The sequence below is a fragment of the Tenacibaculum soleae genome (genome assembly GCF_030549005.1).
In the GTDB taxonomy this organism is placed as follows: domain Bacteria; phylum Bacteroidota; class Bacteroidia; order Flavobacteriales; family Flavobacteriaceae; genus Polaribacter; species Polaribacter soleae.
The window spans coordinates 364,626-389,721 of record NZ_JAUOSW010000003.1 but is presented as its reverse complement, the minus strand read 5'-3'; the positions used below and the strand labels follow the sequence as shown (position 1 = coordinate 389,721).

Annotated in this window: 26 protein-coding genes; 12 read left to right on the top strand and 14 right to left on the bottom strand. The window is 29.9% G+C overall.

What is annotated here, in order from left to right:
- Positions 1 to 2: 2 nt before the first annotated feature.
- A complete protein-coding gene (locus tag Q4586_RS06305) occupies positions 3 to 533 on the bottom strand; it encodes an AAA family ATPase (protein WP_068705489.1) in 531 nt (176 codons plus the stop codon).
- A gap of 117 nt (positions 534 to 650) precedes the next feature.
- Between Q4586_RS06305 and Q4586_RS06300 the strand changes: the two genes are divergently transcribed.
- From Q4586_RS06300 to Q4586_RS06280, 5 genes are all read left to right on the top strand, one after another.
- Positions 651 to 935, top strand: a complete 285-nt coding sequence (locus Q4586_RS06300; protein ID WP_068705491.1) for a DUF493 family protein — start codon at positions 651 to 653, stop codon at positions 933 to 935.
- 60 nt (positions 936 to 995) lie between these two features.
- Positions 996 to 1,853, top strand: a complete 858-nt coding sequence (locus Q4586_RS06295) for a hypothetical protein (RefSeq protein WP_303527431.1) — start codon at positions 996 to 998, stop codon at positions 1,851 to 1,853.
- On the top strand, positions 1,816 to 3,195 hold the full coding sequence (locus tag Q4586_RS06290) for a peptidylprolyl isomerase (protein WP_303527429.1): 1,380 nt from the start codon (positions 1,816 to 1,818) through the stop codon (positions 3,193 to 3,195). Before Q4586_RS06295 ends, Q4586_RS06290 begins: the two co-directional genes overlap by 38 nt.
- A 106-nt stretch (positions 3,196 to 3,301) precedes the next feature.
- Entirely contained in the window at positions 3,302 to 4,255 is a 954-nt protein-coding gene (locus Q4586_RS06285; RefSeq protein ID WP_303527428.1) for an AAA family ATPase, read from the top strand.
- Position 4,256: 1 nt separating this feature from the next.
- Complete coding sequence (locus Q4586_RS06280; protein WP_303527425.1) at positions 4,257 to 4,703, top strand: YybH family protein; 447 nt, start codon at positions 4,257 to 4,259, stop codon at positions 4,701 to 4,703.
- A 74-nt stretch (positions 4,704 to 4,777) separates the two neighbouring features.
- Here Q4586_RS06280 and Q4586_RS06275 read toward each other — a convergent pair whose 3' ends face one another.
- Together Q4586_RS06275 and Q4586_RS06270 are read right to left on the bottom strand one after the other, a co-directional pair.
- Positions 4,778 to 5,665, bottom strand: a complete 888-nt coding sequence (locus Q4586_RS06275) for a 3-hydroxybutyryl-CoA dehydrogenase (protein ID WP_303527422.1) — start codon at positions 5,663 to 5,665, stop codon at positions 4,778 to 4,780.
- Positions 5,666 to 5,683: 18 nt separating this feature from the next.
- The gene (locus Q4586_RS06270; protein WP_068705501.1) at positions 5,684 to 6,649 is read right to left on the bottom strand and encodes a Gfo/Idh/MocA family protein; all 966 of its coding nucleotides are present in this window, start codon (positions 6,647 to 6,649) and stop codon (positions 5,684 to 5,686) included.
- Between the two features lie 175 nt (positions 6,650 to 6,824).
- On the opposite strand from Q4586_RS06270, the gene Q4586_RS06265 reads away from it, so the two are divergent.
- Positions 6,825 to 7,466 (top strand): protein-L-isoaspartate(D-aspartate) O-methyltransferase, encoded by a 642-nt coding sequence (locus Q4586_RS06265; protein ID WP_068705503.1) that lies wholly within the window; start codon positions 6,825 to 6,827, stop codon positions 7,464 to 7,466.
- A gap of 53 nt (positions 7,467 to 7,519) precedes the next feature.
- On the opposite strand, the gene Q4586_RS06260 is transcribed toward Q4586_RS06265, so the two are convergent.
- From Q4586_RS06260 to rlmD, 9 genes are all read right to left on the bottom strand, one after another.
- Positions 7,520 to 7,681 carry a hypothetical protein gene (locus tag Q4586_RS06260; RefSeq protein ID WP_176714996.1) on the bottom strand — a complete coding sequence of 54 codons (162 nt, stop codon included), beginning with the start codon at positions 7,679 to 7,681 and terminating at the stop codon, positions 7,520 to 7,522.
- 18 nt (positions 7,682 to 7,699) lie between these two features.
- Positions 7,700 to 8,560: a substrate-binding domain-containing protein gene (locus tag Q4586_RS06255; RefSeq protein ID WP_303527417.1), complete on the bottom strand. Its 861-nt coding sequence runs from the start codon at positions 8,558 to 8,560 to the stop codon at positions 7,700 to 7,702.
- Positions 8,561 to 9,430 carry a nucleoside phosphorylase gene (locus tag Q4586_RS06250; protein WP_068705508.1) on the bottom strand — a complete coding sequence of 290 codons (870 nt, stop codon included), beginning with the start codon at positions 9,428 to 9,430 and terminating at the stop codon, positions 8,561 to 8,563. It lies immediately after the preceding gene.
- Positions 9,431 to 10,375: a DUF1835 domain-containing protein gene (locus tag Q4586_RS06245; RefSeq protein ID WP_367997989.1), complete on the bottom strand. Its 945-nt coding sequence runs from the start codon at positions 10,373 to 10,375 to the stop codon at positions 9,431 to 9,433. It lies immediately after the preceding gene.
- Between the two features lie 138 nt (positions 10,376 to 10,513).
- A complete protein-coding gene (locus Q4586_RS06240; RefSeq protein WP_303527413.1) occupies positions 10,514 to 10,837 on the bottom strand; it encodes a translation initiation factor in 324 nt (107 codons plus the stop codon).
- A gap of 2 nt (positions 10,838 to 10,839) precedes the next feature.
- Positions 10,840 to 11,787 carry an isopenicillin N synthase family dioxygenase gene (locus tag Q4586_RS06235; protein WP_303527410.1) on the bottom strand — a complete coding sequence of 316 codons (948 nt, stop codon included), beginning with the start codon at positions 11,785 to 11,787 and terminating at the stop codon, positions 10,840 to 10,842.
- Positions 11,788 to 11,847: 60 nt separating this feature from the next.
- Complete coding sequence (locus Q4586_RS06230) at positions 11,848 to 12,546, bottom strand: DUF6048 family protein (protein WP_303527408.1); 699 nt, start codon at positions 12,544 to 12,546, stop codon at positions 11,848 to 11,850.
- Positions 12,527 to 13,006, bottom strand: coding sequence for a DUF6452 family protein (locus tag Q4586_RS06225; RefSeq protein ID WP_068705517.1), 480 nt, complete (start codon positions 13,004 to 13,006; stop codon positions 12,527 to 12,529). The genes Q4586_RS06230 and Q4586_RS06225 overlap by 20 nt, the downstream gene beginning before the upstream one ends.
- 6 nt (positions 13,007 to 13,012) lie before the next feature.
- Positions 13,013 to 14,464 (bottom strand): 23S rRNA (uracil(1939)-C(5))-methyltransferase RlmD, encoded by a 1,452-nt coding sequence (gene rlmD, locus Q4586_RS06220; RefSeq protein WP_303527404.1) that lies wholly within the window; start codon positions 14,462 to 14,464, stop codon positions 13,013 to 13,015.
- Between the two features lie 169 nt (positions 14,465 to 14,633).
- Here rlmD and rocD point away from each other — a divergent pair, with 169 nt between their 5' ends.
- Positions 14,634 to 15,878 carry an ornithine--oxo-acid transaminase gene (rocD, locus tag Q4586_RS06215; RefSeq protein WP_068705521.1) on the top strand — a complete coding sequence of 415 codons (1,245 nt, stop codon included), beginning with the start codon at positions 14,634 to 14,636 and terminating at the stop codon, positions 15,876 to 15,878.
- Between the two features lie 184 nt (positions 15,879 to 16,062).
- Here rocD and Q4586_RS06210 read toward each other — a convergent pair whose 3' ends face one another.
- Together Q4586_RS06210 and Q4586_RS06205 are read right to left on the bottom strand one after the other, a co-directional pair.
- Positions 16,063 to 19,038, bottom strand: coding sequence for a DEAD/DEAH box helicase (locus Q4586_RS06210; protein ID WP_303527401.1), 2,976 nt, complete (start codon positions 19,036 to 19,038; stop codon positions 16,063 to 16,065).
- 248 nt (positions 19,039 to 19,286) lie between these two features.
- Positions 19,287 to 20,003, bottom strand: coding sequence for an RDD family protein (locus Q4586_RS06205; protein WP_303527399.1), 717 nt, complete (start codon positions 20,001 to 20,003; stop codon positions 19,287 to 19,289).
- A gap of 118 nt (positions 20,004 to 20,121) precedes the next feature.
- Here Q4586_RS06205 and Q4586_RS06200 point away from each other — a divergent pair, with 118 nt between their 5' ends.
- From Q4586_RS06200 to Q4586_RS06180, 5 genes are read left to right on the top strand one after another with little or no spacing between them, the layout of a single operon-like run.
- Positions 20,122 to 21,096, top strand: coding sequence for a stage II sporulation protein M (locus tag Q4586_RS06200; protein WP_303527397.1), 975 nt, complete (start codon positions 20,122 to 20,124; stop codon positions 21,094 to 21,096).
- Positions 21,089 to 21,940 carry a hypothetical protein gene (locus Q4586_RS06195; protein WP_303527396.1) on the top strand — a complete coding sequence of 284 codons (852 nt, stop codon included), beginning with the start codon at positions 21,089 to 21,091 and terminating at the stop codon, positions 21,938 to 21,940. The genes Q4586_RS06200 and Q4586_RS06195 overlap by 8 nt, the downstream gene beginning before the upstream one ends.
- A gap of 52 nt (positions 21,941 to 21,992) precedes the next feature.
- Entirely contained in the window at positions 21,993 to 22,679 is a 687-nt protein-coding gene (locus Q4586_RS06190; protein WP_303527394.1) for a DUF4129 domain-containing protein, read from the top strand.
- Between the two features lie 4 nt (positions 22,680 to 22,683).
- Entirely contained in the window at positions 22,684 to 23,919 is a 1,236-nt protein-coding gene (locus tag Q4586_RS06185) for a DUF4350 domain-containing protein (RefSeq protein ID WP_303527391.1), read from the top strand.
- Between the two features lie 58 nt (positions 23,920 to 23,977).
- The gene (locus Q4586_RS06180) at positions 23,978 to 25,054 is read left to right on the top strand and encodes a hypothetical protein (RefSeq protein WP_303527389.1); all 1,077 of its coding nucleotides are present in this window, start codon (positions 23,978 to 23,980) and stop codon (positions 25,052 to 25,054) included.
- Positions 25,055 to 25,096: the final 42 nt, after the last annotated feature.

Sequence of the window (25,096 nt, the reverse complement as noted above, 5' to 3'; positions counted from 1 at the left end):
TTTTATAACGATTGTAATATAAAGTTACAACGTTCTTTTACTGATCCGAAAGGAACCATTATAATTTCATAACCAATTTCTTCGTAAGCTTCTTTTAAAAAAGTATCAATCTTAACAGCTTGCTCAAAAGTTTCATAGCGCTCGTTATCTGATCTATAAATTTTTTCCCAAGGTGCGCACATAAATACTTTAGTGTATAAGTATTTACTGCTTTTTTCTTTATAAATAGGCGGGTATTCACTTGCTAAATAATTCATGTAAGCATGTACATCAGGAATTCCTCTATCAAAAAAAACAATATCATTATCGTTCTTTTCAGCCTCTAAATACTGCTGTTCTCTACCTTCCAATAACATTTGACTAAAAAGCAAAGGCTGCTCTAAAAACAATTGATCAATTCCATCCTTTTGCGCTTTAAGTGTTACTTCTCTTGAAATTTCAGGCATACAATTATACCCACGTTTTATAAACTCTTTTAAGATTGAAGATTTTCCTGTACCAGGGCCACCTATTAAAACTATTTTTTGTTGCATGCTGCAAAAATATAAGTTTCAAATTATATATGTAATAAATAGTGTAATTTTGTGTTTCATCATTTTAAGTTTTTTTAATGATTATTATTTTTTAGAAAAAAAGAGATAGAAAACATTATGTCAACAGATAGAGAAGCATTTTATATTAAATTAAAAGGACAGTTAGAAGATACTACAACCTTTCCAGCTAAATATTTATACAAGTTTATTGTGCCTACAGATGGAAATCAGGTAGAAGAAGTAAAAGATTTATTTAATAAAGGAGGGGCGGTTATTGAAACAAAAAAATCAAGAACAGGTAAATATAATAGTCTTTCAATACACTTAACAGTTAAAAATGCAGATGAAGTAATCGCTTATTATAAAAAAGCCGAAGCGATTAAAGGAATTATTTCTTTATAAGAAGCAATTTCAATTAACAGGAAATAAGAAAATATTTGTGTAAAATTAATTTATAATAACGTGAAAAAAAGTATCTTTTTATTAATAAGTGTTTTAATAATTTCTTGTGATTTAATTAGTTTAAAAACTGAAAAAGTTACGCAACATAGGCCTATTGCTACAGTTTATAATAAAAATCTATATAAAAAAGATATTGAAGAGTTGTTGCCAAAAGGAATTACAAAAAAAGATAGTTTGGTAATCGTAAAAGGACTAATTAACTCTTGGGCAAAACAACAATTATTATTAGCTAAAGCTGAAGAAAACATATCAGAAGTTAATAGTGAAAGGATTGAAAAATTAGTAAATACATATAAAAAGAGTTTATATATAAATGGCTACAAAGAGCGTTTAATAAAACAGCAACTGGATACTGTTGTAAATCGAGAAGATATAAAGCAATATTATCAAAAAAATAAAGAGAATTTTAAATTAAATGAAGAGTTATTACAGTTTGAATATATTCATTTTGGGAAAGATTTTTTAGATAAGGAAGAAACCATAAAAAGTTTTAAATCTTCTAAAGAAGAAGATCATGAAGATCTAGAAAGGCATTTGTTAAATTTTAAATCATACCGATTGCAAGATTCAACTTGGGTACCATTTTCTTATTTGCAACAAAAAATCCCACCATTTCAATCAGAAACAAAGGAAAATTTGTTAAAAATATCTAAATACATACAAAAAGAAGATAGTTTAGGAGTATATTTGGTCGCTGTAAAAAATAAGTTGTCAAAAAATGCGACAGCACCATTAACATTTGTAAGTTCGAGGATTAAACAAATAATTTTACACAAACGAAAATTAGAATTAATTAGAGAGATAGAAAAAACGCTAATAAATGATGCAATTCAAAACAAAAACTTTAAAGAATACTAGTATACTGTTCACCTTTTTCTTAGCAAGTTTAGGGGTAATAAATGCACAAGAAAATAAAATAGATGGTGTTGCAGTAGTCATTGGTAAAAACATTGTTTTAGATTCTGATATAGATAAATTTAAGCAAGAAGTAGAGTTAAGAAGCGAGGGTAAAATAAAAATTTCTAACTGTGAAATGTTAGAAGAATTAATGCAACAAAAATTACTAGCACATCATGCGGTAATTGATAGCGCCGTAGTATCTCAATCTGAAATAGATAGTAAGGTAGACAGAAGTATTGCTTTTTTTACCAATGAGTATGGTAGTGAAGAAAAGGTAATTAAAGCTTATGGTTTTAATGATATTGAAGACTTAAGAAAAGAGCTAGGAAAAGTTCAAAAAGAAAACCTTTTAATTGAAAAAGAACAATTAAAAATAACAGAAGATATTGATGTAACTCCAGAAGAAATACGCGTATATTTTAAAGGATTAGCTGATAAAAAAGAATTGCCAGAAATTCCTGCAGAAGTGCAAATAGCACAATTAGTTTTAAAAGCCGAACCTACTAAAGAAGAAAACGATCGTGTTATAAACAAGCTTAATGAAATTAAAAAACAGGTTGAAAACGGAGCAAGTTTTAAATTAAAAGCAATTATAAATTCAGACGATCCAAGTGCTGCTCAAAACAGCGGTAATATGGGAGTAATTACTAAAGAAACAGGTTTTGTAAAAGAGTTTAAGGAAGTGGCTTTTTCATTAGAAGAAGGTCAAATTTCTGAACCATTTAAATCTCCTTTTGGATATCATATTGTTTTATTAAATAAAATAAGAGGTAACGGACGTGATGTTTCTCACATATTAATACAACCTGAAATAGCAGACGAAAAACTAAAAGAAACAAAAGAAGCTATAGAAAAACTAAAAAAAGAAATAGAAGAAGGTAAAATTACTTTTGAAGAAGCGGTAAAAAAGTATTCTGAAGAAGAAGAAACTAAAAATAACGGCGGGCTATTAATAAACCCATATACGCAAGAAACCACTTTTGAGTTAACAAGAATGGCTCCTGATTTATTTGGAAGAATTAGTGAGTTAAATAAAGGAGATTTATCAGATGTTTTTTATGATGAAACTCGTGAAGGAGAAAAGATGTACAAAGTGATTTTATTAAAAGATAAAACAGATACTCATACAGCAGATCTTGTAGATGATTATGTAAGAATGCAGCAATTTGCTTTGGCTAAGAAAAAAGAGGAAACAATAACAAAGTGGACTAAAGAAAAAATCCAAGAAACTTATATAAAGCTAGGAAACGATTATAAAGATTGTACCTTTAAAAAAGATTGGAAAAAAGAAAACAAATAAGAACTAATAATTTTAGTATATTGTGATTCCCGCCTTTAGCGGGAATCTTATTTTAGAATAGTTTGTAAAATAAGGTTTTTAGATAAAAACATTTAAAATTTAATCCATGTCAGACGTAGCTGCTGTAAACAGTTTAGTAAAAAAATATAGTCAATTACAACAAGAAATAGGTAAAGTAATAATAGGGCAACAAGAAGCTGTTAATTATACATTGTTGTCTATTATTTGCGGAGGTCATTCACTTTTAATAGGAGTACCTGGTTTGGCAAAAACCTTATTAGTAAACACCATTTCTAGTGCTTTAGGTTTGCAGTTTAATCGCATTCAGTTTACACCTGATTTAATGCCTTCTGATATTTTAGGAAGTGAAATATTAGATGAAAATCGTCAATTTAAATTTATAAAAGGACCCATTTTTTCAAATATTATTTTGGCAGATGAAATTAATCGTACACCACCAAAAACACAAGCAGCTTTGTTGGAAGCAATGCAAGAAAAATCGGTAACAGTTTCTGGACATCATTATAAATTAGAATTACCTTTTTTTGTATTGGCAACTCAAAATCCGATAGAACAAGAAGGAACGTATCCTTTACCAGAAGCACAGTTAGATAGGTTTATGTTTTCTATTCATTTAGAATATCCAACATTTGAAGAAGAAGTAGCTGTTGTAAAAAGTACAACATCTACAATAAATCAAAAAGTAAATGCTGTACTTTCATCTCAAGAAATTATTGAAATACAACAGTTAGTTAGAAAAATACCCGTAGCTGATAACGTAGTAGAATATGCAGTTGGTTTGGTAGGGAAAACCCGCCCAAAATCAGAAAAATCAACAGAGCTTATAAAAAAATATATTGATTGGGGAGCAGGCCCAAGAGCTTCACAAAATTTAATTTTAGGAGCAAAAGCACATGCGGCAATAAACGGAAAATTTTCTCCTGATATTGAAGATGTTCAAGCGGTTGCTATACCTATTTTGTCACATAGAATTGTGAAAAATTACAAAGCTGAAGCTGAAGGAATAAATATTAAAGAAATAATTAAATCCTTATTTTAAAATGAAAAAGTTACTAATAAGGAGTATTTTGTTATTGTTAATTATGATTTCTTGTAAAAAAGAAGTAGTTAAAGTATCAGAAGAAACAGAAAAAAAAGAAATTTTATCAGTAATGAAAGCTCAAGAAGAGGCGTGGTCTAACCACGATTTAAAAGGGTTTATGCAAGGTTATTGGAAAAGTGATTCATTAAAATTTTATGGGAGAAATGGTATTACTTTTGGCTGGAATAAAACCTTAGCGAACTATGAAAAAGGATACCCAACAAAAGACCATTCAGGCGAATTAAAATTTAAAATTAATGATATTTCAAAAATTACTGAAGGAGCGTACTCTGTAATGGGAGAGTATTATTTAACAAGAAAAGTAGGCAATGCAAACGGTGTTTTTATGATTATCTTTAAGAAGATAAAAGGGCAATGGAAAATTATAGCAGATACTTCTTGTTAAAGATAGTTAATAATATAAAAAAAAGGACGTTTTAAAATAAAACGTCCTTTTTTTATGAAATATGATTTTCTTAGTTAAGAAAACATCTTCGCTACTTTTTCAGCTTTTCTACTTTCACTATAATCGTAAAAACCTTCGCCAGATTTTACTCCTAATTTGCCAGCGTTAACCATATTAACTAATAACGGACAAGGCGCGTATTTAGGATTTTTAAATCCGTCGTACATTACATTTAAAATAGATAAACAAACATCTAAACCAATAAAGTCAGCTAATTGTAAAGGTCCCATTGGGTGAGCCATTCCTAATTTCATTACTGTGTCAATTTCGGCAACACCTGCAACTCCGTTGTATAATGTTTCAACAGATTCGTTAATCATTGGCATTAAAATACGGTTTGCTACAAAACCAGGATAATCATTAACTTCTACAGGAATTTTATTGATTTTTTTAGTTAAATCAACCGTAAAGTTCATTACCTCATCCGTAGTATTATACCCTCTAATAATTTCAACCAATTTCATAATTGGCACTGGGTTCATAAAATGCATTCCAATTACTTTTTCAGGTCTGTTTGTAACAGCGGCTATTTGTGTAATAGAAATAGAAGATGTGTTGGTTGCTAAAATGGTTTCTTCAGGGCAAACAGCGTCTAAATCTTTAAATATTTTTAATTTTAAATCGACATTTTCAGTAGCAGCTTCAACAACTAAACTAGCATATTGCACGCCTTCTTTTATAGAGGTATGTGTTGAAATATTGCCTAAAGTTGTATTTTTATCTTCTTCAGATATTTTATCTTTAGCAACCATTCTATCCAAATTTTTGGTAATAGTGGCTAAACCTTTATCTAAAGCAGCTTGCGATATATCAATAAGTTGTACATTGTATCCAAATTGAGCAAAAGTATGCGCAATTCCGTTCCCCATAGTTCCTGCTCCAATTACAGCGATATTTTTCATGTTATTTGTGGTGTTATATTATTTTTTAAAGCAATCGATAATTAAGTGAGCTACACGTAACGCTTCTGTACCTTGGCTTAATGATACGATTGGTGTGGTATTATTATTTATTGCATCTGCAAATGATTCTAATTCATCTAAAATAGCATTGTTTTCAACTACCTGAGGGTTATCAAAGTAAATTTGCTTTTTAACACCTTCAGCATTTTGTAATATCATTGCAAATTCATCAGGGTTTTCAGGAACGTCTTTCATTTTAACAACTTCAGATTTTTTTTCTAAAAAATCAACAGAGATGTAAGCATCCTTTTGAAAAAAGCGACTTTTACGCATATTTTTCATTGAAATTCTACTTGAAGTTAAGTTTGCAACACAACCGTTTTCAAATTCAATACGAGCATTGGCTATATCTGGTGTGTCAGAAATAACAGAAACTCCGCTTGCATGCACATTTTTTACTTTTGATTTTACGACGGATAAAATAATATCAATATCATGAATCATTAAATCTAAAACTACAGGTACATCAGTCCCTCTAGGGTTAAATTCAGCCAATCGATGTGTTTCAATAAACATTGGCGTATCAATCATATCTTTTACAGCTGTAAAAGCAGGATTAAAGCGTTCTACATGACCAACTTGTCCGCGAATGTGGTTTTGACTTGCTAAAGTTCTAATTCCTTCAGCTTCTTGCAAGGTGTTGGTAATTGGTTTTTCAATAAAAATATGCTTTCCTTTTTCTATAGCTTGTTTCGCACAATCAAAATGAGATAAAGTAGGAGTAACAATATCAACAACGTCAACAGCGTTTATTAATTCATCAATAGAGTTAAATAGTTTGTAGCCAAATTCATTGGCTACTTTTTGTGCGTTTTCGGTAAAAGGATCATAAAACCCTACCAGTTCATATTTTTTTGATTGTTGTAACAAACGTAAATGAATTTTACCTAAATGACCTGCTCCTAAAACTCCAGCTTTTAACATAGTATATTTGAATTTATTTATCATTTTTATATAAAGAGTATCAAAAAATAATCTTTAAATAATCCTGTTTTTAATCGATTTAGCCATTCTTTTTTAGTTAGAAAAGCAATGCTAACAAAGATACAATTTTATACAGATTTATTACTACTTTTGATTTACCGAAATTTTATTATTTGTGATAGATACTACCAAACACCAAGGACTTAGAAATCAATTAGCTGCTGTTTTACAAGCTAAGGGTATTGTTGATAATAACGTGTTAAATGCGATACGTAAAATACCAAGACATTTGTTTATTGATAGTAGTTTTGAAGCACATGCATATCAAGACAAAGCGTTTCCTATTGCTGCTGAACAAACAATTTCTCATCCGTACACGGTAGCTTTTCAATCTCAGGTTTTAGAAGTTAAACATGGAGATAAAGTATTAGAAATAGGAACAGGGTCAGGATATCAAACCGCAGTTTTATTAGAACTAAAAGCAGAAGTATATTCTATAGAAAGACAGCATGAACTGTTTAAAAAAACTTCACGATTTTTACCTAAAATAGGGTATAGGCCTAAGCGATTTATTTTTGGAGATGGCTATAAAGGGTTGCCAGAAGAAGCGCCTTTTGATAAAATTATAGTTACAGCAGGTGCGCCTTTTGTGCCTAAAGCGTTATTGGGTCAAATAAAAATAGGTGGAATATTACTTATTCCGGTAGGAGATAAAGAACAAATAATGACATTATTTATTAGAAAATCGCCAAAAGAGTTTGAAAAACACGAATTGGGTGATTTTAAATTTGTACCAATGTTAGAGAAGAAAAACTAAAAAATCCGCTTGAGAAAGCGGATTTATTGAATTTGAATAAAAGAAACATCAATTTATTCAGCAATCACAGTTGCATCAGCAACAACAATTTCTGATTGATGTTGGTTTTGTTTTGTTTGGTCAGTTTTTGATAAACCACAAGGTGCTGTACTTCCACAAGAAGAAAAACCTATTAAACTAACAACACAAATTGCAATAAATACTACTTTTTTCATTTTTTTGGTTTTAAAAAATCAAAGATACATATTTCTAATTAATTCATTAGAGTCTTTCTTCGAATCAATAACGTTAAACCCTATCATTTTATTTTGTATGGAAGTGATTAATTTTTCGTTTACAGGCTCTCCATCATTCCATTCGGTAATAGATAGCCATTCTTGAATATCTTCTAGTTGTTGTTCGTATCTGACTGCTAGTGTTTTATCAATATTATCAATGTTTTTAAAATCGCTTGTACAGTTGTTAACGATGTCTAAAACTTTTTTAACTTCATCAAAATTATTTTCTAATATTTCATTGCGTACCGCAACCACAAAACATGGCCAAGGAGTAGGGCAGTCACCTAAACGTCTAAAAGTATTATTATCAACTAAAGGTTTGGTGGTAAAATGTTCCCACATAAAATAATCAGCTTCATCGTTAGTTAATGCGTCTATACCTCCTTGAAGATCACCAACAACTTTAAATTTTAAATTATTGATATTCCATCCGTTATTATGTGCATTTACAATTGCCATTAAATGTGACCCAGAGCCAAAACGGCTTATAGCAACAGTAGCATTTTCTAAATCTTCAATTTTTTTAAATTTAGATTTAGCACTTACATGAATTCCCCATATCAAAGGACTTTTTACAAAGGTTTGTGTTATTTTAGAAGGATTTCCATTAATAATATCTTTAATAATTCCTTCGGTTAAGACAATAGCAATATCAACTTCTCCAGCTCGTAAAGCTTTACACATTTGACCAGTACCACCAGGGTAGTCTTGCCAACGTAAGTTAATGTTCTGATTGGTAAATTCTTTATTTTTTAATGTGATGTACCAAGGATAATTAAAATGTTCTGGTACACCACCAATTTTTAAGTTTAACATTTACTCAACTAATTTATTTAATGTATATGAAATTAAATCAGCAACTACTTTGCTAGGGTTTTCACTAAAAGTACCGTTTGCTCTATTGGCAATTATAGCGTTCATAGAAGCGGCATTGTGTCCTAATAGTTTTGATAAACCATAAATTGCAGAAGTTTCCATTTCTAAATTGGTGATTTTATTTTCTTTATAACTAAAAGAATCTATTTTGTTGTTTAAGTTACTGTCTTGCAAAGCTAAACGTAATACTCTTCCTTGCGGACCATAAAAACCTCCAGCGGTAGCTGTGATTCCTTTAAAAACAACATCAGACATTAATTTGTTCTCCAATTTTTTTCCATTAGAAACAACAATTGGGTAGGCTTTTTTAGCACTCCAATTAGTATGTGCTATAAAAGCTTGTTCAATTTCAGGGTGCTCAATTTCTTCTGTTTGATATGATAATAACATTCCGTTTAAATCAATAGCATGTGAACTTAGCAAAAAGCTATCTACTGGAATGTCAGCCTGTAACGATCCTGAGGTTCCAATACGAGTAATATTTAATTGGGTATGTGTTTCTTTTACTTGACGTGTTTGTAAATTGATGTTAACCAAAGCGTCTAATTCATTTAAAACAATATCAATATTATCGGGTCCAATTCCGGTAGAAATAACAGTTAAACGTTTTCCTTTATAAGTTCCAGTAGCGGTTTTAAATTCACGTTTTTGAGTTGTAAATTCAATATTGTCAAAATGTTGGGTAACTTTATCTACACGGTATTGATCGCCAACAAAAATAATATCGGTAGCAATATGTTCTGGTCTTAAATTTAAATGGTAAATACTTCCATCGGGGTTTAAGATAAGCTCAGAATGTTCAATGTTCATTTATGATGTAATTTTTAGCAGCTTATTTGTAGTGTTTACATATAAGTAGCTGTATTTTTTCGCCCCGCCAAGATACGAAAAATCAGAACGGATTTTACCATAATAATTTGTTTGTTGGTGTAACACTTGTTTTCCTATTCTGCTTAATTTGACAGGGTTAAAAGAAGTAAACATTTTTTTAAGTTGCTCTACTTTATTAAGGTATTGAGAGTCACTAAACCCGTAATTTTCTTGATTACTTAATAGGTTGGTAATGAGTTGGTTTTTGTTGTTAAATTGGTTATTTTTAACAGTTTTTAGAATGTTGTTTTCTATATGATTCAATCCATTTTCAATAGAAGGAAAACGTAATAAGTGATGTTTTATAGCTTCTTCTAAGTACTTAAAGGTTGTGTTTGTAGGTAATTTGTAGGCGTTTTCTATTTGTAATGGACTTTCAGAACAATATAATTGCCACATATAATCCGCATATTCAATATCATCTTTGGTTAAGGTAATTTTGTTAGCGTAGTGTTCTTTTAATTGTTGGTCAGAAAGCTCACCTAAACCAACTAATTTGTCTTGATTTTCAATTTTACCGCTACAGACTAATGATATTTGGCGGCCTTGTCTATAACGTTTTAACCAACTAATTATCGCAAGCATGTTTATTTGACAAAACAAATCGTACTCAAACCATAATATAATTTCATCCTGTGCTTTTTCATTACAAAGGTTACGATATTCTTTTACAGTATAATCTATAAATTTTTGTTTAGAAATTTTATAGGAAGATTTTAAAAAGTCGAAACGTGTTCTCCAAAAAATTTCACTACCAACATCGGCAGTAGTTTTACCTTCACATAGCATTTCTCGCCAGGTAATTATTTTACCATCAAGGTTTAATTTTTGAAGTTTTTTGGTTGCTACATCTCCGTTTGTAATATGCAATTTAGGGGAAATCATATTTAAAGGAATTTAATTAAGTTTGATTTTTATACATACTAAACGTTGTTTTTTTTACGTTATTATTAATTAGTTGTTTTTTTATTATATAACAATAACAAAGCGTAAAGAAGAAGTATTCTTTACGCTTTGTTATTGTTAGCCTCCAACACGTTTTACGTTGAATCCTTTATTTTTTAAAATTTCCATTATTTTGTCACGATAATCTCCTTGAATAATTATTTTATCATCTTTAAAACTACCACCAACACTTAATGTTGTTTTTATTTCTTTCGCTAATTTTTTAAAATCTTTTGTAGCTCCATTATAACCATCTAAAATTGTGATGGGTTTTCCTTTTCGTTTTTCATATTTACAAAGTATAGGATCATCTTGTAACCAAATTTCTGATTTTGGTTCTTCCACTACTTTAGTTTCTTTATGGTCAGGAAATAAGTTTTTTAATTGATCGTGTAAATCCATTTTTATTTTTTTAAACCTAATTCACGTAAACGCTCATCTAAAAACTCACCAGCCGTAATGTCTTCAAATTGTTTAGGGTTGTTTTCATCGATACAATTTTCTAACACGTCTAATTTCATATCTGAAACAGGGTGCATGAAAAAAGGAATTGAATAACGAGAAGTTCCCCAAGATTCTTTTGGAGGATTGGTAACTCTATGTATGGTAGACTTTAATTTGTTATTACTATGACGCGACAACATGTCACCTACATTAATCATCAATTCATCAGGTTGTGCAACAGCATCAATCCAATCACCATTGTGGTTTTGAACTTGTAGTCCTTTTCCTTGTGCTCCCATTAATAAGGTAATTAAATTGATATCACCATGAGCAGCCGCTCTTTCGGCTCCTTTTGGTTCTGTTAAAATAGGAGGATAGTGAATAGGACGTAAAATACTGTTTCCGTTTTTTATATAATTGTCAAAATAAGCTTCTTCTAAACCTAAATGTAGTGCTAATGAACGTAATACGTATTTTGCTGTTTTTTCTAACATTTGATAGGTTTGTTTACCTACTTTATTAAAGTTAGCAAGCTCATTAACAGTAACGTTTTCAGGATATTCGTTTGCGTATTTAGAGTCAGCATCTACATATTGACCAAAATGCCAAAATTCTTTTAAGTCCCCTTCTTTTTTTCCTTTAGCACTTTCTTTACCAAATGATACATAACCTCGTTGTCCTCCAATTCCAGGAATTTCGTATTTTTCTTTTATGTTAGTAGGTAAATCAAAAAAGTTTTTAATCTCGGTATATAAATTATCAACTAATTCATCATCTAAAAAGTGCCCTTTTAAAGCTACAAATCCGATATTCTCATAAGCGTCACCAATTTCATTGATGAATTTTTGTTTTCTGTTTTTATCATCAGATAAAAAATCTTCTAAATTTACGCTTGGAATTTTATTCATTGTTAATAAGTTTAATTATTTAAAGTGTAAAGTTAGTGAAATCAACTGTAAGCTTTAAAATTACTTATTAACAAATGGGATTAAGTACGAAATAGTGTAATTAAAACCAAAACCTGTATTGCTTTCAAAAACACGATTAAAACCAGGAGCGTATAAGGTTTTAAAGTTTTTTTGATCGTCTAGGCTTAGCATTATTTTATATGAAAAACCTGCGCTTAAAAAAAGGTTTTTAAATGTTTCTACTTTTATACCTAGTTGAAATTCGGTCCAGTGAGCGGTTAATCCGGTTTCAGTTAAAGGTGTTTGAGCTGTGTTTGATGGGAAGTATGGCGTGCCAACATTGGTTTTATAACTATTTAAAGTATGGTCAAAAAGAGCAAAACCGTAACGCATCCCTATATAAATTTCATTATTCATGTCTAACCAATTTTGGTAGGCATTAAAGTTGGCTCCTAATCGAATAAAACTTCCTTTAGAGGTTGATGTAGCAAAATCTTCAAAAGTTTTTTCTTCCTCATACCCTAATTCGGTAGCGATATACCATTTTTTAGAAATACGATAATCACCAACTAACTCTAATCCACTATAACTTTTATCTACAATTGCTAAAACAGGTCTACTGATGTCAACTCCTAAACGAAGTCCATATCCAGTTTTATAGGTTATACTATCTTTTTTAGTTTGAGAATTTTCTTTTTTTTGTGAGTATCCGATTGCACAAACAAATAATAAACAGATACTAATAATATACTTGTACATGCGCTTTTGTTTGATCGTTAATGTTTGAAATTGTTGAAGTAGATAAATTATCAATCCAGCTAGTATGCGTAATATCTATGTCATTAAATACAACTCTGTAACCACAAGAGCGAGAAACATAATCGTCTTCAGTATTGTACTTTATAGTTAACGTAGCTGTTTTATTGTTGCTAGCTAAATTATCATCAGCATTCATTTTTAAAGTATAAACAGTTTCAGAGGCTAAACTATTTAAAGGTATTGCAATACTATCTGTAGTTATACTCGTAAAAAGACTATCTGTTTTACCTTGTGCAATCATAGAAAAACGTTGTACTTTTTTTAATTCAAACACATCGTCTTTGTCATAAAAAGTTAGTATTAAACTAGGTGTTACAGGGTTTTGAACGCAAAAATCATCTCTTTCGCAAGATGAAAACCCAATTAAACTGATTAATAAGATAAATAAGTATTTTTTCATTTAATTTTATTTTTCAAATAAAACAACAGTTTCGATATGTGCTGTGTGTGGAAATTGGTCTACTAAACTAATCTTTTTTAATTGATAACCACAATTTATTAACTCTTCAGTATCGCGCGCTTGTGTTGCAGGATTACAAGAAACATACACCATTCTATCAGCGTTTAAATTGATGATTTTTTTAAGTGTTTTAGGTGCAATTCCAGCACGAGCAGGGTCTAAAATAATTGTTCTTATTTTGTTTTGAAATTGTGGATGCTCGTTTAAAAACTTACCAACATCTGCAGCATAAAACTCTAAACCTTCAATTTTATTTCGTTTGGCATTCTTTTTCGCATCTTCAATTGCCGAGGCAACAATATCTACCCCAACTATTTTAGCGTTTTGACTTCTTGAAGCTAAAATTTGCCCTATGGTTCCTGTACCACAAAATAAATCCATTACCACAGTATTATCAATAGCTTCCTTGTTTTCTAAAGCATAATCAATAACTTTTGTGTATAATTTTTCGGCAGATTTAGGGTTTGTTTGAAAAAAGCTTTTCATACTAATTTCAAAGTTTAAGGCTAATAGTTCTTCAACAATTTTATCTTTTCCAGCAATCAGTTCGATACTTCCAGAAGTAGCAATGGTTCTATCACCAACTTCATCATTTATAGTATGCAATAAACCAGCTAAACGTTCGCCAAAAATATCTTTTAATAATGTAGCAAATGCTTGCATATCAAATTTAGGTAAATCGTAAGATGTAGTTACTAAATTGAATAGCAATTCGTTTGTTTTATATGATTTTCTTACAACAAAATATCTGAAAAAACCTTCTTTTTTAGGGCCGTGCCAAGGAGCCAAACCCGTTTTTTCACAATATTCACGAATTACTTTTAAGTTGTCTTCAACTTGTGCATCAAACAATCCAGAATCTTTATTTAAATTATCTCCCATCCACCAAACACCACGACGTTTAAAGCCTAAGGTAAAAAAATCAGCATCAGTTTTATTTACTCTATCATAACCGATGGCAGAAAAACCATATTCCATTTTATTTCGGTAATGAAATACATTTGGTGAGGTAATAAATTCATCAAATAAATCGTCAATATTTGCTACTTTACCAATACGTTTAAATAATGATAGCGTACTTTCTTTTTTATATTGATGTTGTAAATCAATCGGTAATTGAATATACGGAGCTCCAGGAATGTCTTGAAAAGGTACTGTAACTTCATCATCAGATGCTTGTAAAACATCTATTAATTTTGCCTCAGCATATTTTTTGCTCGATTTTTTAATCTGTGCTTTTACCAATTGTCCTGGCAATGTATTGGGTACAAAGACAACAAAACTTCCTTCTTCAGAATGGATTCTTGCAATTCCTTTTCCGCCAAAGGCGTAATCTTCAATTTTTAATTCTAAAACTTGATTTCTTTTAACAAATTTGTTTCGTTCTCTACGTGGCATTTTGTATCATTTATAGGCTTGCAAAATTAGGAAAAGATATTTTATATTTAGTAAATTGCAGCAATTTTAGGGATGATTTCTTTCCCACGCTGAATTTTCGACACTTTTCGAAAGGATAAAGGTAGATAAGGAATGGATTTTATATTCATTAATTAAAAACTTATTAAAAATGGCTGTTTTAGACCAATTAACTTCGCAACAAGCGATTGAACTAGAAAACAAATACGGAGCACACAATTATCACCCATTACCAGTGGTGTTAAGTAAAGGAGAAGGTGTTTATGTTTGGGATGTTGAAGGTAAAAAATACTACGATTTTTTATCGGCTTATTCTGCAGTAAACCAAGGGCATTGTCATCCTAAAATTGTTGGAGCAATGGTAAACCAAGCGCAAACATTAACCTTAACATCGCGTGCTTTTTACAACGATATGTTAGGTAAATATGAAAAATTTGCTACTGAACTTTTTGGTTTTGATAAATTATTACCAATGAATACAGGAGCTGAAGCGGTAGAAACTGCTTTAAAGTTGTGTAGAAAATGGGCGTATGAAGTTAAAGGAATCGATGAAAATGATGCACAAATAGTAGTTTGTGAAAATAACTTTCACGGACGTACAACAACAATTATTTCTTTTTCAAACGATCCGGTAGCGCGTAAAAACTTTGGACCGTTTACAAACGGATTTATTAAAATAGAATACAATAACTTAAAAGCTTTAGAAGAAGCTTTAGCGAGTGATAAAAATATTGCAGGTTTCTTGGTTGAGCCGATTCAAGGTGAAGCAGGAGTGTATGTTCCGTCTGAAGGATATTTAGCAGCGGCAAAAGCGTTGTGTGAAAAACACAATGTATTATTTATTGCTGATGAAGTACAAACGGGAATTGCACGTACTGGTAAAATGTTAGCAGTAGATCATGAAAATGTAAAACCAGATATTTTAATATTAGGAAAAGCATTAAGTGGAGGAGCATATCCAGTTTCTGGTGTATTAGCTAATGATAATATTATGAATGTTATTAAACCAGGAAATCATGGGTCTACTTTTGGAGGGAACCCTGTTGCAGCAGCAGTTGCAATGGCAGCCTTAGAAGTTGTGCAAGAAGAAAGTTTAGCTAATAATGCTGAAAAATTAGGGCAAATTTTTAGAAAAGAATTAGCAGCATTTGCTGAAACAACTGATTTAGTAAAGTCGGTAAGAGGTAAAGGGTTATTGAATGCTGTTTTAATTAATGATACTGAAGAAAGCTCAACTGCTTGGGATATTTGTATACAATTACGTGATAACGGATTGTTAGCAAAACCAACACATGGAAACATTATACGTTTTGCACCACCTTTAGTAATGACAGAAACAGAATTAATGGAATGTATTGCAATTATTAAGAAAACAATTTCGGAGTTTAAAAAATAAATTCTTAAATTTTATATATGAAAAAGGAACGGTTTTTAAATCGTTCCTTTTTTATAGTAAATAAAAACTGTTTATTAAAAAAGTAAAAAACATTATTAATAGGTATAGCCCCGATTGTAGCGTTTGTTTGAGCTCCTTGCAAAGAGCGAGTGCGAAAAGCGGGAAATAGCTTCAAATAATTATGTTACTTTACCATTTCGTATACGTTTAAGTGCTTTTTTAAGATTCCTGAAGGGGTGTTTTTGGTTTCGTCAAAAATTCGAGTGTCGCCAAATAAAATAAAACTTTCTTTAGCTCTAGAAACGGCAACGTTTAACATATTGGGTTTGTTATCTTTTTCGAAAAATAAGGTGCCTTCATCTTGGTTAGAATATACCGAGCTAAACAAAATAATGTTTCGTTCGGCGCCTTGTAAAGCATGCACGGTACCTAATTTAATATCGTTTACTTTAAAGCCGGCTTCGGTTAATGCTTTTGATAGTTCTCCTTTTTGACTGGCAAATGGCGTAATGATACCTAAAACACTTTCAATAGTATCAACATTATAGGCTTCTTGTATGGTTTCTTTGTTTTGTTGCAGCCAAGTTATAATAGCATTTACTTCGTTTATATTGCAACGACTGTTAAATTTACGTTCGCTAAAACCTTCTACATGATACGCCATCATTGATGGAAAAACTTGGGTGTCTTTTGCTTTTCCTTTCATTGGTTTTAAAATACCGTTATAGGCTAGTTCGTTGCAAAAATTAATGATTTCATCGTTACATCTTCGGTGTTCTAATAAAACCAAACCTTGTTCTTTTTGATTGGCTAATGGGGTTTCAAATTCGCAAGCATTTTGTGCCATTTTCATAATGCTTCCGCTAGAAGCTAAAAAGCCCATTTGATTTAAATAATGCTGATCGTTTTCATTTTGTAGCATGTTTAAACTGGTTAAATTACCTACATCGATTTTAGGCGGAATAGACCAGATGGGTTCTATTTGTTTTAAATCGCCAATTACAAAGGCTTTTTGAGCTAATGAAAATACAGGAATACTAACTTCGGGTGTTACTTGACCAGCTTCATCAATAATTAAAAGATCTAAAAAGTTATATAAAGGTAGGTATTCGAAAATAGGTTTTCCGTTTTCGTTTTCTCCCTGAAATTGGCTATATAAAAAATGGGTTGGCGCCATGTAAAAAGTGGCAACAAAACATGGTGTAAGCATGGCTCTGCGTTTCCATTTTGCTTTAATGGCGTTTTCACCTGTTCCTTTTTCGGTGTTATTTTCAATAACATTTCTTGTTTCGAGTAACCAACGAGCTTCCCAATAATGAACAGCTAAAAGAAAGGATTTATGGCGTAACTCGATATCTAACTCATCATAAAAAAAACGTTGCGTAGTATTGTTGGAGTTTAATTTTTCGTACTCGTTTTGCCACATTTGGGCTTCGGATACAAAAGGAAACCCTTTGATATTATTTTTTACTTTCCAGTTTTTTAATTTTAAATTGGCTTGTAATGCTAAATTTACATTTGCAAGACATTCTTTTATAAAGTTATTTGTTTTTTGATTGTTACTGATAGTACCTTCAGTAATTTTAAAGATTACCTTTGAATCATTGTTTTGATCTTCATTACTGGTAGTAAAATAAAGCTTTACTTGATTGATAAAATCTGTTTGCTTTGCGGCTGATTTTAAATTGGTAAGTATGGTGCGCCACTCTTGAAGGTTTCCAATTTTAAACGCATCTTTTTTTATGTAATTATCTTCATTTAAAATGATGTTATTAAGATAATCAATAGCGCTTATATAATCGCTTGAAAATTGAACACCATCAATTAAAGTATCTTCAATTTTAATAATTTCATCTTGTAAAAATTCACAAACATCTTCTAGTGAATTTGTTTCGGTAGCATAGTAATTACAATATTGGGTTAAAAAATAATATTCAGCTTCGTCTACATATTTTTCATTTTCTAAATTACACAAAGTACCTTCATTACCAAACATGTTTCCTTTTAAAAAGTTAATGTTTTTTAAGGCTTTTTCACTTTTAGAGTTTGAAGGTAAGTAGGTAGCGTAACCGTTAAAGTCAGGTATCCAACGGGCAGCTAAATCTTTTTCGGTGCTTTTAGAATTAATAAAACTATCAATAATATTGGTTACCGCTTGGTTATTGTTAGAGCAGGCCAATATTATGGGAGCATCTTCTCCTTTAATGGCAGCTTTTACAAACTCGGTGGCAACTAAACTTTGTAATAATGTTGTTTTTCCGGTACCTGGAGGACCATTTACGGCTGTAACCGCATTTTCTTCGGCAGTTAAGTATGATAATAAAGTTTTTCGTTGACTAATAGATAAGGGAAACTCGTTAGACATTTGCCCTAAGTGTAAATGATTATAGTTTAAAAAACCTGTATCGGTAACAGCTTCTATTCGGTTTTTAGCAGCCGGATTTATTATTTTTGATAGTATTGGTAATGTTTCTTCGTTTTTTAATAAGTTTTCATACAAAAATAAAATACTTTTTGCAGTAGAAATTTTTGAACTGATAGCAAAATAAGTAAGTTGAAATTTAGTAGTATATTTTTCTACATTATAACTGTATAAATTATGATGGGTAATTGCTGAGAAAATATGATTTATATAATCCCAATATTCGTTCCAAGGTATGGTTTCATCTTCGTACTCAGCCTCTGGAGCTTCCATTTCTTTGGCATCTAAAATAGTATCGATGGCAGCAAAAATAAAATCATTTTTAACATCGGCTATTGGCGTTAAGTAATTACGAACAATTAATGGAAATATATCTTTTGGAGCCGATAATTGTCCAGATCTATTTACAACAGCAGTAATCCAAAAAGGGTGAATAGGGCGTTTATAAGCGGGATTGTCTGTTTGATATTCTAAATAAAAAGGGGCAATTAATATTTTAGTTTCTTCAACTTTATGCCATTTATTACTATCCTTTTTTGTGACTCCTTTTAATCGATTAATGCGACGTTCTTCAACATCTAACAATTCATTTGCTTGCTTAGTATTAATAAGGGCATTACTTAAATCGGTAGCGTTTTGATGAAATAAATTCTTGATTTTAGCAATATCGATGGCTAAATTTTCGCTATCTGATAAGCTGTTTTTATAGTATTGTAACCAGTTTTTTTCGTTTTGCATGCGTTGAAGAAATCCTGAATTTATAGGTTGATAAAGAAGGCGAAAATAGGATATTAATCAACCGAAAAAGGACTTTTAATTGTCTTTTTATCAACCAAAAATAAACAAGTTTTTAACTAATTCGTATTTAGTGAAATAGCAAAAGCGATTTGAAAACAGAGAAACATAAAATTTATCTGTTCGAAGATAATCGAAAATTTTGACAGTGTTCTACCTAGCAACAAATGTTTTTAATAATAAAAAGTTATTTACTGCTGCGCGTAATAATGATAATCTTTAATTACTGTGTCTATAAAATCCATTGGAGTTTGCTCAGTAGTAATGTTGGTTATCTCTTTAACTTTTTTGCTGAGCTTTACTATTACTTGATGATTTCTTTTTTTTCGAGCATCATGATATACTTTTTTAATGGTATGAATATCATTGTCGGTTAAAAGAGTTACTTGTGAATATATTGGTGTATAATTATCAAGAATATCATTAGCAATGGTATTGCTTAGGGTGATTCTTTTCTTTTCAGAAATGACAGTTGTACTTGCTGCTAAATCGCCTAATCGTTGCCCTTTTCCGTTTAAAAGAATGGTTAAAACAGCAACCGATCCACCAGCCAAACTAAAATCTATAATGCGTAATAACCAGCGCATTAAGTAGCTGCCAAAAGTAGGTTTAGATCCGTCAATTTTTACAACTCTAGTTTGATTAAAGTACTTGCCAGGGGTTTGCCCATTCATTAAAACTTCAAAAAGTAAACTATAAAAAAAAACGGGTAAAGATAATAGCATGTATAAACTCATATATTCCATACTAGGTGCTATATCTAGCATTCCCATTATAAAAAATATGATGATATAATAGCCAACAATGAATAAAAAATCTATTAGGTATGAGCCAATTCGAGTGGTAATATGTGCTACATTTTGATGTATTGAAATATTTTGAGCAGTTTCTATTTGAAAATTGTCCATGAATTAGTTTTCTCTTTTTTTATTGATAGTTCTTATAACTTTTTTTAGTTTAGCGAAGATAAAAATATTCTATGATTAGAGAAGTTTCTTGTAATAATTGCTATAATTTTTTTTCTGAATGAGAGAAGCTGCTTTTGTAAAGAAAAATAAAGAAAAATGGCAGTTGTTTGAAGCTGTTTTATACAATAAAACAGCTATTTCGCCAGACAAATTATCTGAACTATATGTTGAGTTAACTGATGATTTAAGTTATGCAAAAACCTTTTACCCGAAAGGAAATACGTTCGTATATTTAAATTCGATTGCTTCTATTGCTCATCAAAAAATATATAAAACAAAAAAAGAAAGTAAAAATAGATTTATCAGTTTTTTTAAAACTGAGTTTCCGTTATCATTTTACAAACATCAAAAACAACTATTAATTGCGTTTGTTGTATTTGCTTTTTTTAGTTTGGTAGGTGCTTTTTCTTCAGCAAACGATATTGATTTTGTGCGCCTTATTTTAGGAGATAGTTATGTAAATATGACGCTTGAAAATATTGAAAAAGGCGACCCGATGGCGGTTTATAAAAAAGCTAATGAGGTAGATATGTTTATCGGAATTACCATAAATAATATAAAAGTAGCCATGTTTGCTTTTGTTTTAGGTATGCTATTTTCTGTAGGAACGTTATATATAATGATGCAAAACGGTATTATGTTAGGTTCTTTTTTGTATTTTTTTTATGATAAAGGATTGTTATGGGAATCATCGCGAACTATATGGATTCATGGTACCATAGAGATATCAGTAATTGTAATTGCAGGCTGTGCCGGTTTGGTTTTGGGAAATGGATTATTATTTCCTAAAACCTATTCTCGATTAGAATCTTTTAAAAAAAGTATGAAAGACGGATTAAAAATTATGGTAAGTACCATTCCTTTTTTTATCATTGCTGGTTTTTTAGAAGGTTTTGTAACACGTCATACTGAAATGCCAGATTGGTTGGCTATTACCATTATTTTAGTTTCATTAGCCAGTATTATCTTTTATTACGTAATTTATCCAATTCAACTACATAAAAAATTAATTATCAACCAAACTTATGAATAAAGAATACATACAATTTAAAAAAGAAAGAGATTTAGGAGCCATTATTACCGATGCTTTTAAGTTTATACGATTAGAAGGAAAACAGTTTTTTTTAACAATTTTAAAAACAGCAGCAATTCCTATGTTAATAGCAGTGGCAGCAATGATATATTACATGATGTCTATGTCATCATTAATGTCGCAAGAAGTAAGTGGTGCTTTAGGAATGTTGGCATCAGCATTAATAATGATGTTAGCTTATTTAGTAGCATTTGTGTTTATTAATTTAGCAGGAATGCATTATATAAAGTCGTATATTGATAATAATGGAGTTGTAAACCAAGAAGAAATAGCACGCAATACAAAAGAACGTTTTTGGTCGTTTATGGGCTTTGGTGTTTTATCAGGAATCATACTTTTTGTAAGTGTAATGTTATGTGTGTTTCCTATATTTTATACATGGACAGTTTTATCGTTGGGTGCTTCGATTTTAGTATTTCAAAATGAATCGGCAACTGATACAATTGGTAAATGTTTTAGCTTTGTTAGCGGGCATTTTTGGGAAACCTTTGGGGTTATTTTTGTTGTGAGTCTTTTAGTTGGAGTTTTAGGCTATATTTTTCAAATACCAGTAATGATATATCAATTTATACAAATGGGTATTGGAATGAGCAGTGAAGATCCAACGGCGATTTTTAGTATTTTTAGCGATCCTATTTATTTGTTATTAAATTTAATATCTATCGTAGGGCAATTAATGTTTTATGCAATAACATTAGTTACCAATGTGTTTATATATTTTGATATTAATGAGCAAAAAAACTTAACAGGAACCATTGAAACCATTGATAGTATAGGTCAATAATATTTTGAAATATTTATTTTTTTACATAGCATTTTTTTTACTTTCTTTTCAGATGTTTTCACAAACATCTGAAAAGAAAAAGGTTCAGTTTGATACAGAATTTATCGAATTAAAAAAGTTCGACAATAAAAAGATTGAAGCTTATAAACAGCAAGATGCTTTTATATATATAGTAGAAAAAAGAGAACCAACAGTTATAGAAAAAGTATGGAATTGGTTTAAAAGAACAATCAAAAAAGTATTGTCTTATCTTTTTGATGATATTTCGCCAGCTATGGGGTTTTTAAAATGGGTTTTAAAAATTTTACCATATATAATTGCTGGTTTGGTTTTATTTTTAATTATTAAATTCTTTTTAAAAGTAAATGCTCGTAATATTATTGATGGTAAAAAAGCTACAGCAATGGTAAGTTTATCAGACGAAGAAACTTTAATAAAAGAAAAAGATTTACCAGCATTAATTAAAATAGCCATAACGGATGGTAATTTTAAATTGGCTACTCGTTATTATTATTTATTATTATTAAAAAAGTTATCAGAAAAAGAATTGATTTTTTGGCAGCAAGAAAAAACAAATGAAGATTATATAAAAGAGTTAGCCTCAAATAAAAACTTATATAAAGAGTTTGAAACACTAACGCATTTATATGATTACGTTTGGTATGGTGAGTTTTTAATTGATAAAGAAAAGTTTTTAAAAGCTGAAATAAACTTTAAAAAAATGATTGCTAAAATTTAATAGGTTGGACAAAAAACTAAAAGTATATATTGGTTTATTGGTATTTATAATACTGGGCATTGTTTATGTTGAGTTAATAAAACCAAAAGAAATTAATTGGTTTCCGAGTTATGATGCGAAACATAAAATACCATACGGAACTTATGTGTTGCACAAAGAAATGACGTCTTTTTTTACTGATAAAAAAGTAAGAGATGTATATCAATCTCCGTATGTGTTTTTAAAAGATTCAACCAATGCAGGAACTTATTTTTTTGTTGATGGAAAATTAAACTTCGGAGAAGAAGAATTTAATGAGTTACTCAATTTTGTAGCCAGAGGAAACGATGTTTTTATAGCATCAAATGGGGTAAATATTGATACTTTAAATGTTCGTTCAAAACAGTTAAGTACAACAGTTTTTGAAGAAAAAGCATATCAAATATTGGTTAATAAACATGTAAATATTAATGAATATTATTTTGATAGAGATTTTTCGAAAGCCTATTTTTCAGAAATAGATACTTTAAACACAACTATTTTAGGCGAATTATTAATTAAAAATGAAAAAGATTCAATTATAAGTCGTAAACCAAATTTTATTAAAACAAAATTCGGAAAAGGTACTTTCTATTTGCATACATTTCCACAAGCATTTACCAATTATAATATGCTTTTAAATGATAATTATAAATACGTAGCAAGTGTATTATCATATTTAAATAATACATCAAAAAACAAAAAAAAATCAGGTATTGATACTGTTGGTAATGATGCTATTATTTTATGGGATGCCTATTATAAAACAGGAAAAAGCGGAATATCAACGCCAATGAAATATGTTTTAGGTTCTAAACATTTAAAATGGGCATATTATATTGCATTGATAGGAGTGTTGTTTTTTGTAATTTTTAAAGGAAAAAGAAGCCAGCGATTTATACCTGTAATAACACCTTTAAAAAATCAAACATTGGCATTTACACGCACGATTGCGAATATGTACTATGAAAAATCAGATCATAAAAACATAGCCACACATAAAATAAATTATTTTTTAGAATACATAAGAATTACATACCGATTATCAACCTTAAAAATTGACGAACCTTTTTACAGTAAACTAGCCAGCAGAAGTGGTAATTCGTTAGAAAAAGTATCAGAGTTATTTAAGAAAATTGATAGCATAAACGATAAAGATAAAATTTTAGAAGAAGATTTAATTGCGCTTAATAAAGCAATTGAAGCGTTTAAAAAGAATTAAAAATAAATTTAATAAAAAGAGTAAACCTCAAATTAGTTTAATAATTATATTAAAAAAAATGAAAAGAATAATAAATGCAATAGCAAGTTTATTACTTGTAATTTTAATAGCAGCTTGTAGTAGTAATGAACCAACCTCTAAAGAATTTCGTTATTTAGGTTTTGAAAAAAATGTATTATTACCAGCGTTAAATGAAAGAGATATAATATTTTACGCTTTAGATTTTGATAGTGATAAAAATAATTGGGAATTAAATTTAAATGATGGAACAAAAGATATTCCTGTAAAATTAACTTTAGTTGAAGAAACTCCTTATGGTTGGGTAACTGTTAGTGGAAATTTACAAAAAATATATTTTAAAGCACCCGCTTTTGGTACAGGTAATTATACATTAACCATAAAAAATAAAGTAACAGGTCAGGTACTTAGTGATACTTTTTTAGTCCGTGATAGTAATTTTGATAACATAAAATCGGCGTCAGACGCATCGTTTGAATTAGCCGAGACAGAAAATTTACTATACTATCAAAATACAACTAATACTATATTAAGCGATATAAACACTACTAGTATTGAAAAAATAGTATTAGAAAACGAAACGACATTTAGTACTATTTTATTAGAACATGAAGTTAATAATGAAGGGAAAATAAATTTTACAATCCCCCAAACAACACCATTAGCAACGTATTATTTAGCCGTTTACTATAACAGCGGAGTCAATAAATATTTTGATAAAAAATTAATTGTTTTAGAAGCGCAAGAACCAGTAATTGAAAATGTAAATAAAACAACAATTAATTCAGGTGAAACGTTAATTTTAAAAGGGAGCAACTTTAGATATATTGTAAATGAGGATTTTATACCAACAAAAGGCTTAGGGTATATAGCTAACGAAACGAAGTTAATATTTAATGATGGTAATAATGAATATCAGCTTCATATGGGAAGATATAAAGACGATGAAATGTACACTAGTATAAACGAAAGTTTTACTGAACTAACCTTTAAGATACCTGCAAAAGATGATTTTTATATCTTTTCAGATAATGATAGAACTTATTTTGAAGGAGAAGTATACCTAACAAACGGTCCTTATAAAACAGCACCGTTTACATTGAGAATAGATTATTAAATAAAAAGAGTAAAAAGTATATAAAATGTTTATACTTTAATA

Bases quoted from the DNA above. Each gene is read 5' to 3' on its own strand.
- Q4586_RS06305 (WP_068705489.1), bottom strand. From the start codon at position 533: ATGCAACAAAAAATAGTTTTAATAGGTGGCCCTGGTACAGGAAAATCT.
- Q4586_RS06300 (WP_068705491.1), top strand. From the start codon at position 651: ATGTCAACAGATAGAGAAGCATTTTATATTAAATTAAAAGGACAGTTA.
- Q4586_RS06290 (WP_303527429.1), top strand. From the start codon at position 1,816: ATGATGCAATTCAAAACAAAAACTTTAAAGAATACTAGTATACTGTTC.
- Q4586_RS06285 (WP_303527428.1), top strand. From the start codon at position 3,302: ATGTCAGACGTAGCTGCTGTAAACAGTTTAGTAAAAAAATATAGTCAA.
- Q4586_RS06280 (WP_303527425.1), top strand. From the start codon at position 4,257: ATGAAAAAGTTACTAATAAGGAGTATTTTGTTATTGTTAATTATGATT.
- Q4586_RS06275 (WP_303527422.1), bottom strand. From the start codon at position 5,665: ATGAAAAATATCGCTGTAATTGGAGCAGGAACTATGGGGAACGGAATT.
- Q4586_RS06270 (WP_068705501.1), bottom strand. From the start codon at position 6,649: ATGTTAAAAGCTGGAGTTTTAGGAGCAGGTCATTTAGGTAAAATTCAT.
- Q4586_RS06260 (WP_176714996.1), bottom strand. From the start codon at position 7,681: ATGAAAAAAGTAGTATTTATTGCAATTTGTGTTGTTAGTTTAATAGGT.
- Q4586_RS06255 (WP_303527417.1), bottom strand. From the start codon at position 8,560: ATGTTAAACTTAAAAATTGGTGGTGTACCAGAACATTTTAATTATCCT.
- Q4586_RS06250 (WP_068705508.1), bottom strand. From the start codon at position 9,430: ATGAACATTGAACATTCTGAGCTTATCTTAAACCCCGATGGAAGTATT.
- Q4586_RS06245 (WP_367997989.1), bottom strand. From the start codon at position 10,375: ATGATTTCCCCTAAATTGCATATTACAAACGGAGATGTAGCAACCAAA.
- Q4586_RS06240 (WP_303527413.1), bottom strand. From the start codon at position 10,837: ATGGATTTACACGATCAATTAAAAAACTTATTTCCTGACCATAAAGAA.
- Q4586_RS06235 (WP_303527410.1), bottom strand. From the start codon at position 11,787: ATGAATAAAATTCCAAGCGTAAATTTAGAAGATTTTTTATCTGATGAT.
- Q4586_RS06230 (WP_303527408.1), bottom strand. From the start codon at position 12,546: ATGTACAAGTATATTATTAGTATCTGTTTATTATTTGTTTGTGCAATC.
- Q4586_RS06225 (WP_068705517.1), bottom strand. From the start codon at position 13,006: ATGAAAAAATACTTATTTATCTTATTAATCAGTTTAATTGGGTTTTCA.
- rlmD (WP_303527404.1), bottom strand. From the start codon at position 14,464: ATGCCACGTAGAGAACGAAACAAATTTGTTAAAAGAAATCAAGTTTTA.
- rocD (WP_068705521.1), top strand. From the start codon at position 14,634: ATGGCTGTTTTAGACCAATTAACTTCGCAACAAGCGATTGAACTAGAA.
- Q4586_RS06210 (WP_303527401.1), bottom strand. From the start codon at position 19,038: ATGCAAAACGAAAAAAACTGGTTACAATACTATAAAAACAGCTTATCA.
- Q4586_RS06205 (WP_303527399.1), bottom strand. From the start codon at position 20,003: ATGGACAATTTTCAAATAGAAACTGCTCAAAATATTTCAATACATCAA.
- Q4586_RS06200 (WP_303527397.1), top strand. From the start codon at position 20,122: ATGAGAGAAGCTGCTTTTGTAAAGAAAAATAAAGAAAAATGGCAGTTG.
- Q4586_RS06195 (WP_303527396.1), top strand. From the start codon at position 21,089: ATGAATAAAGAATACATACAATTTAAAAAAGAAAGAGATTTAGGAGCC.
- Q4586_RS06190 (WP_303527394.1), top strand. From the start codon at position 21,993: ATGTTTTCACAAACATCTGAAAAGAAAAAGGTTCAGTTTGATACAGAA.
- Q4586_RS06180 (WP_303527389.1), top strand. From the start codon at position 23,978: ATGAAAAGAATAATAAATGCAATAGCAAGTTTATTACTTGTAATTTTA.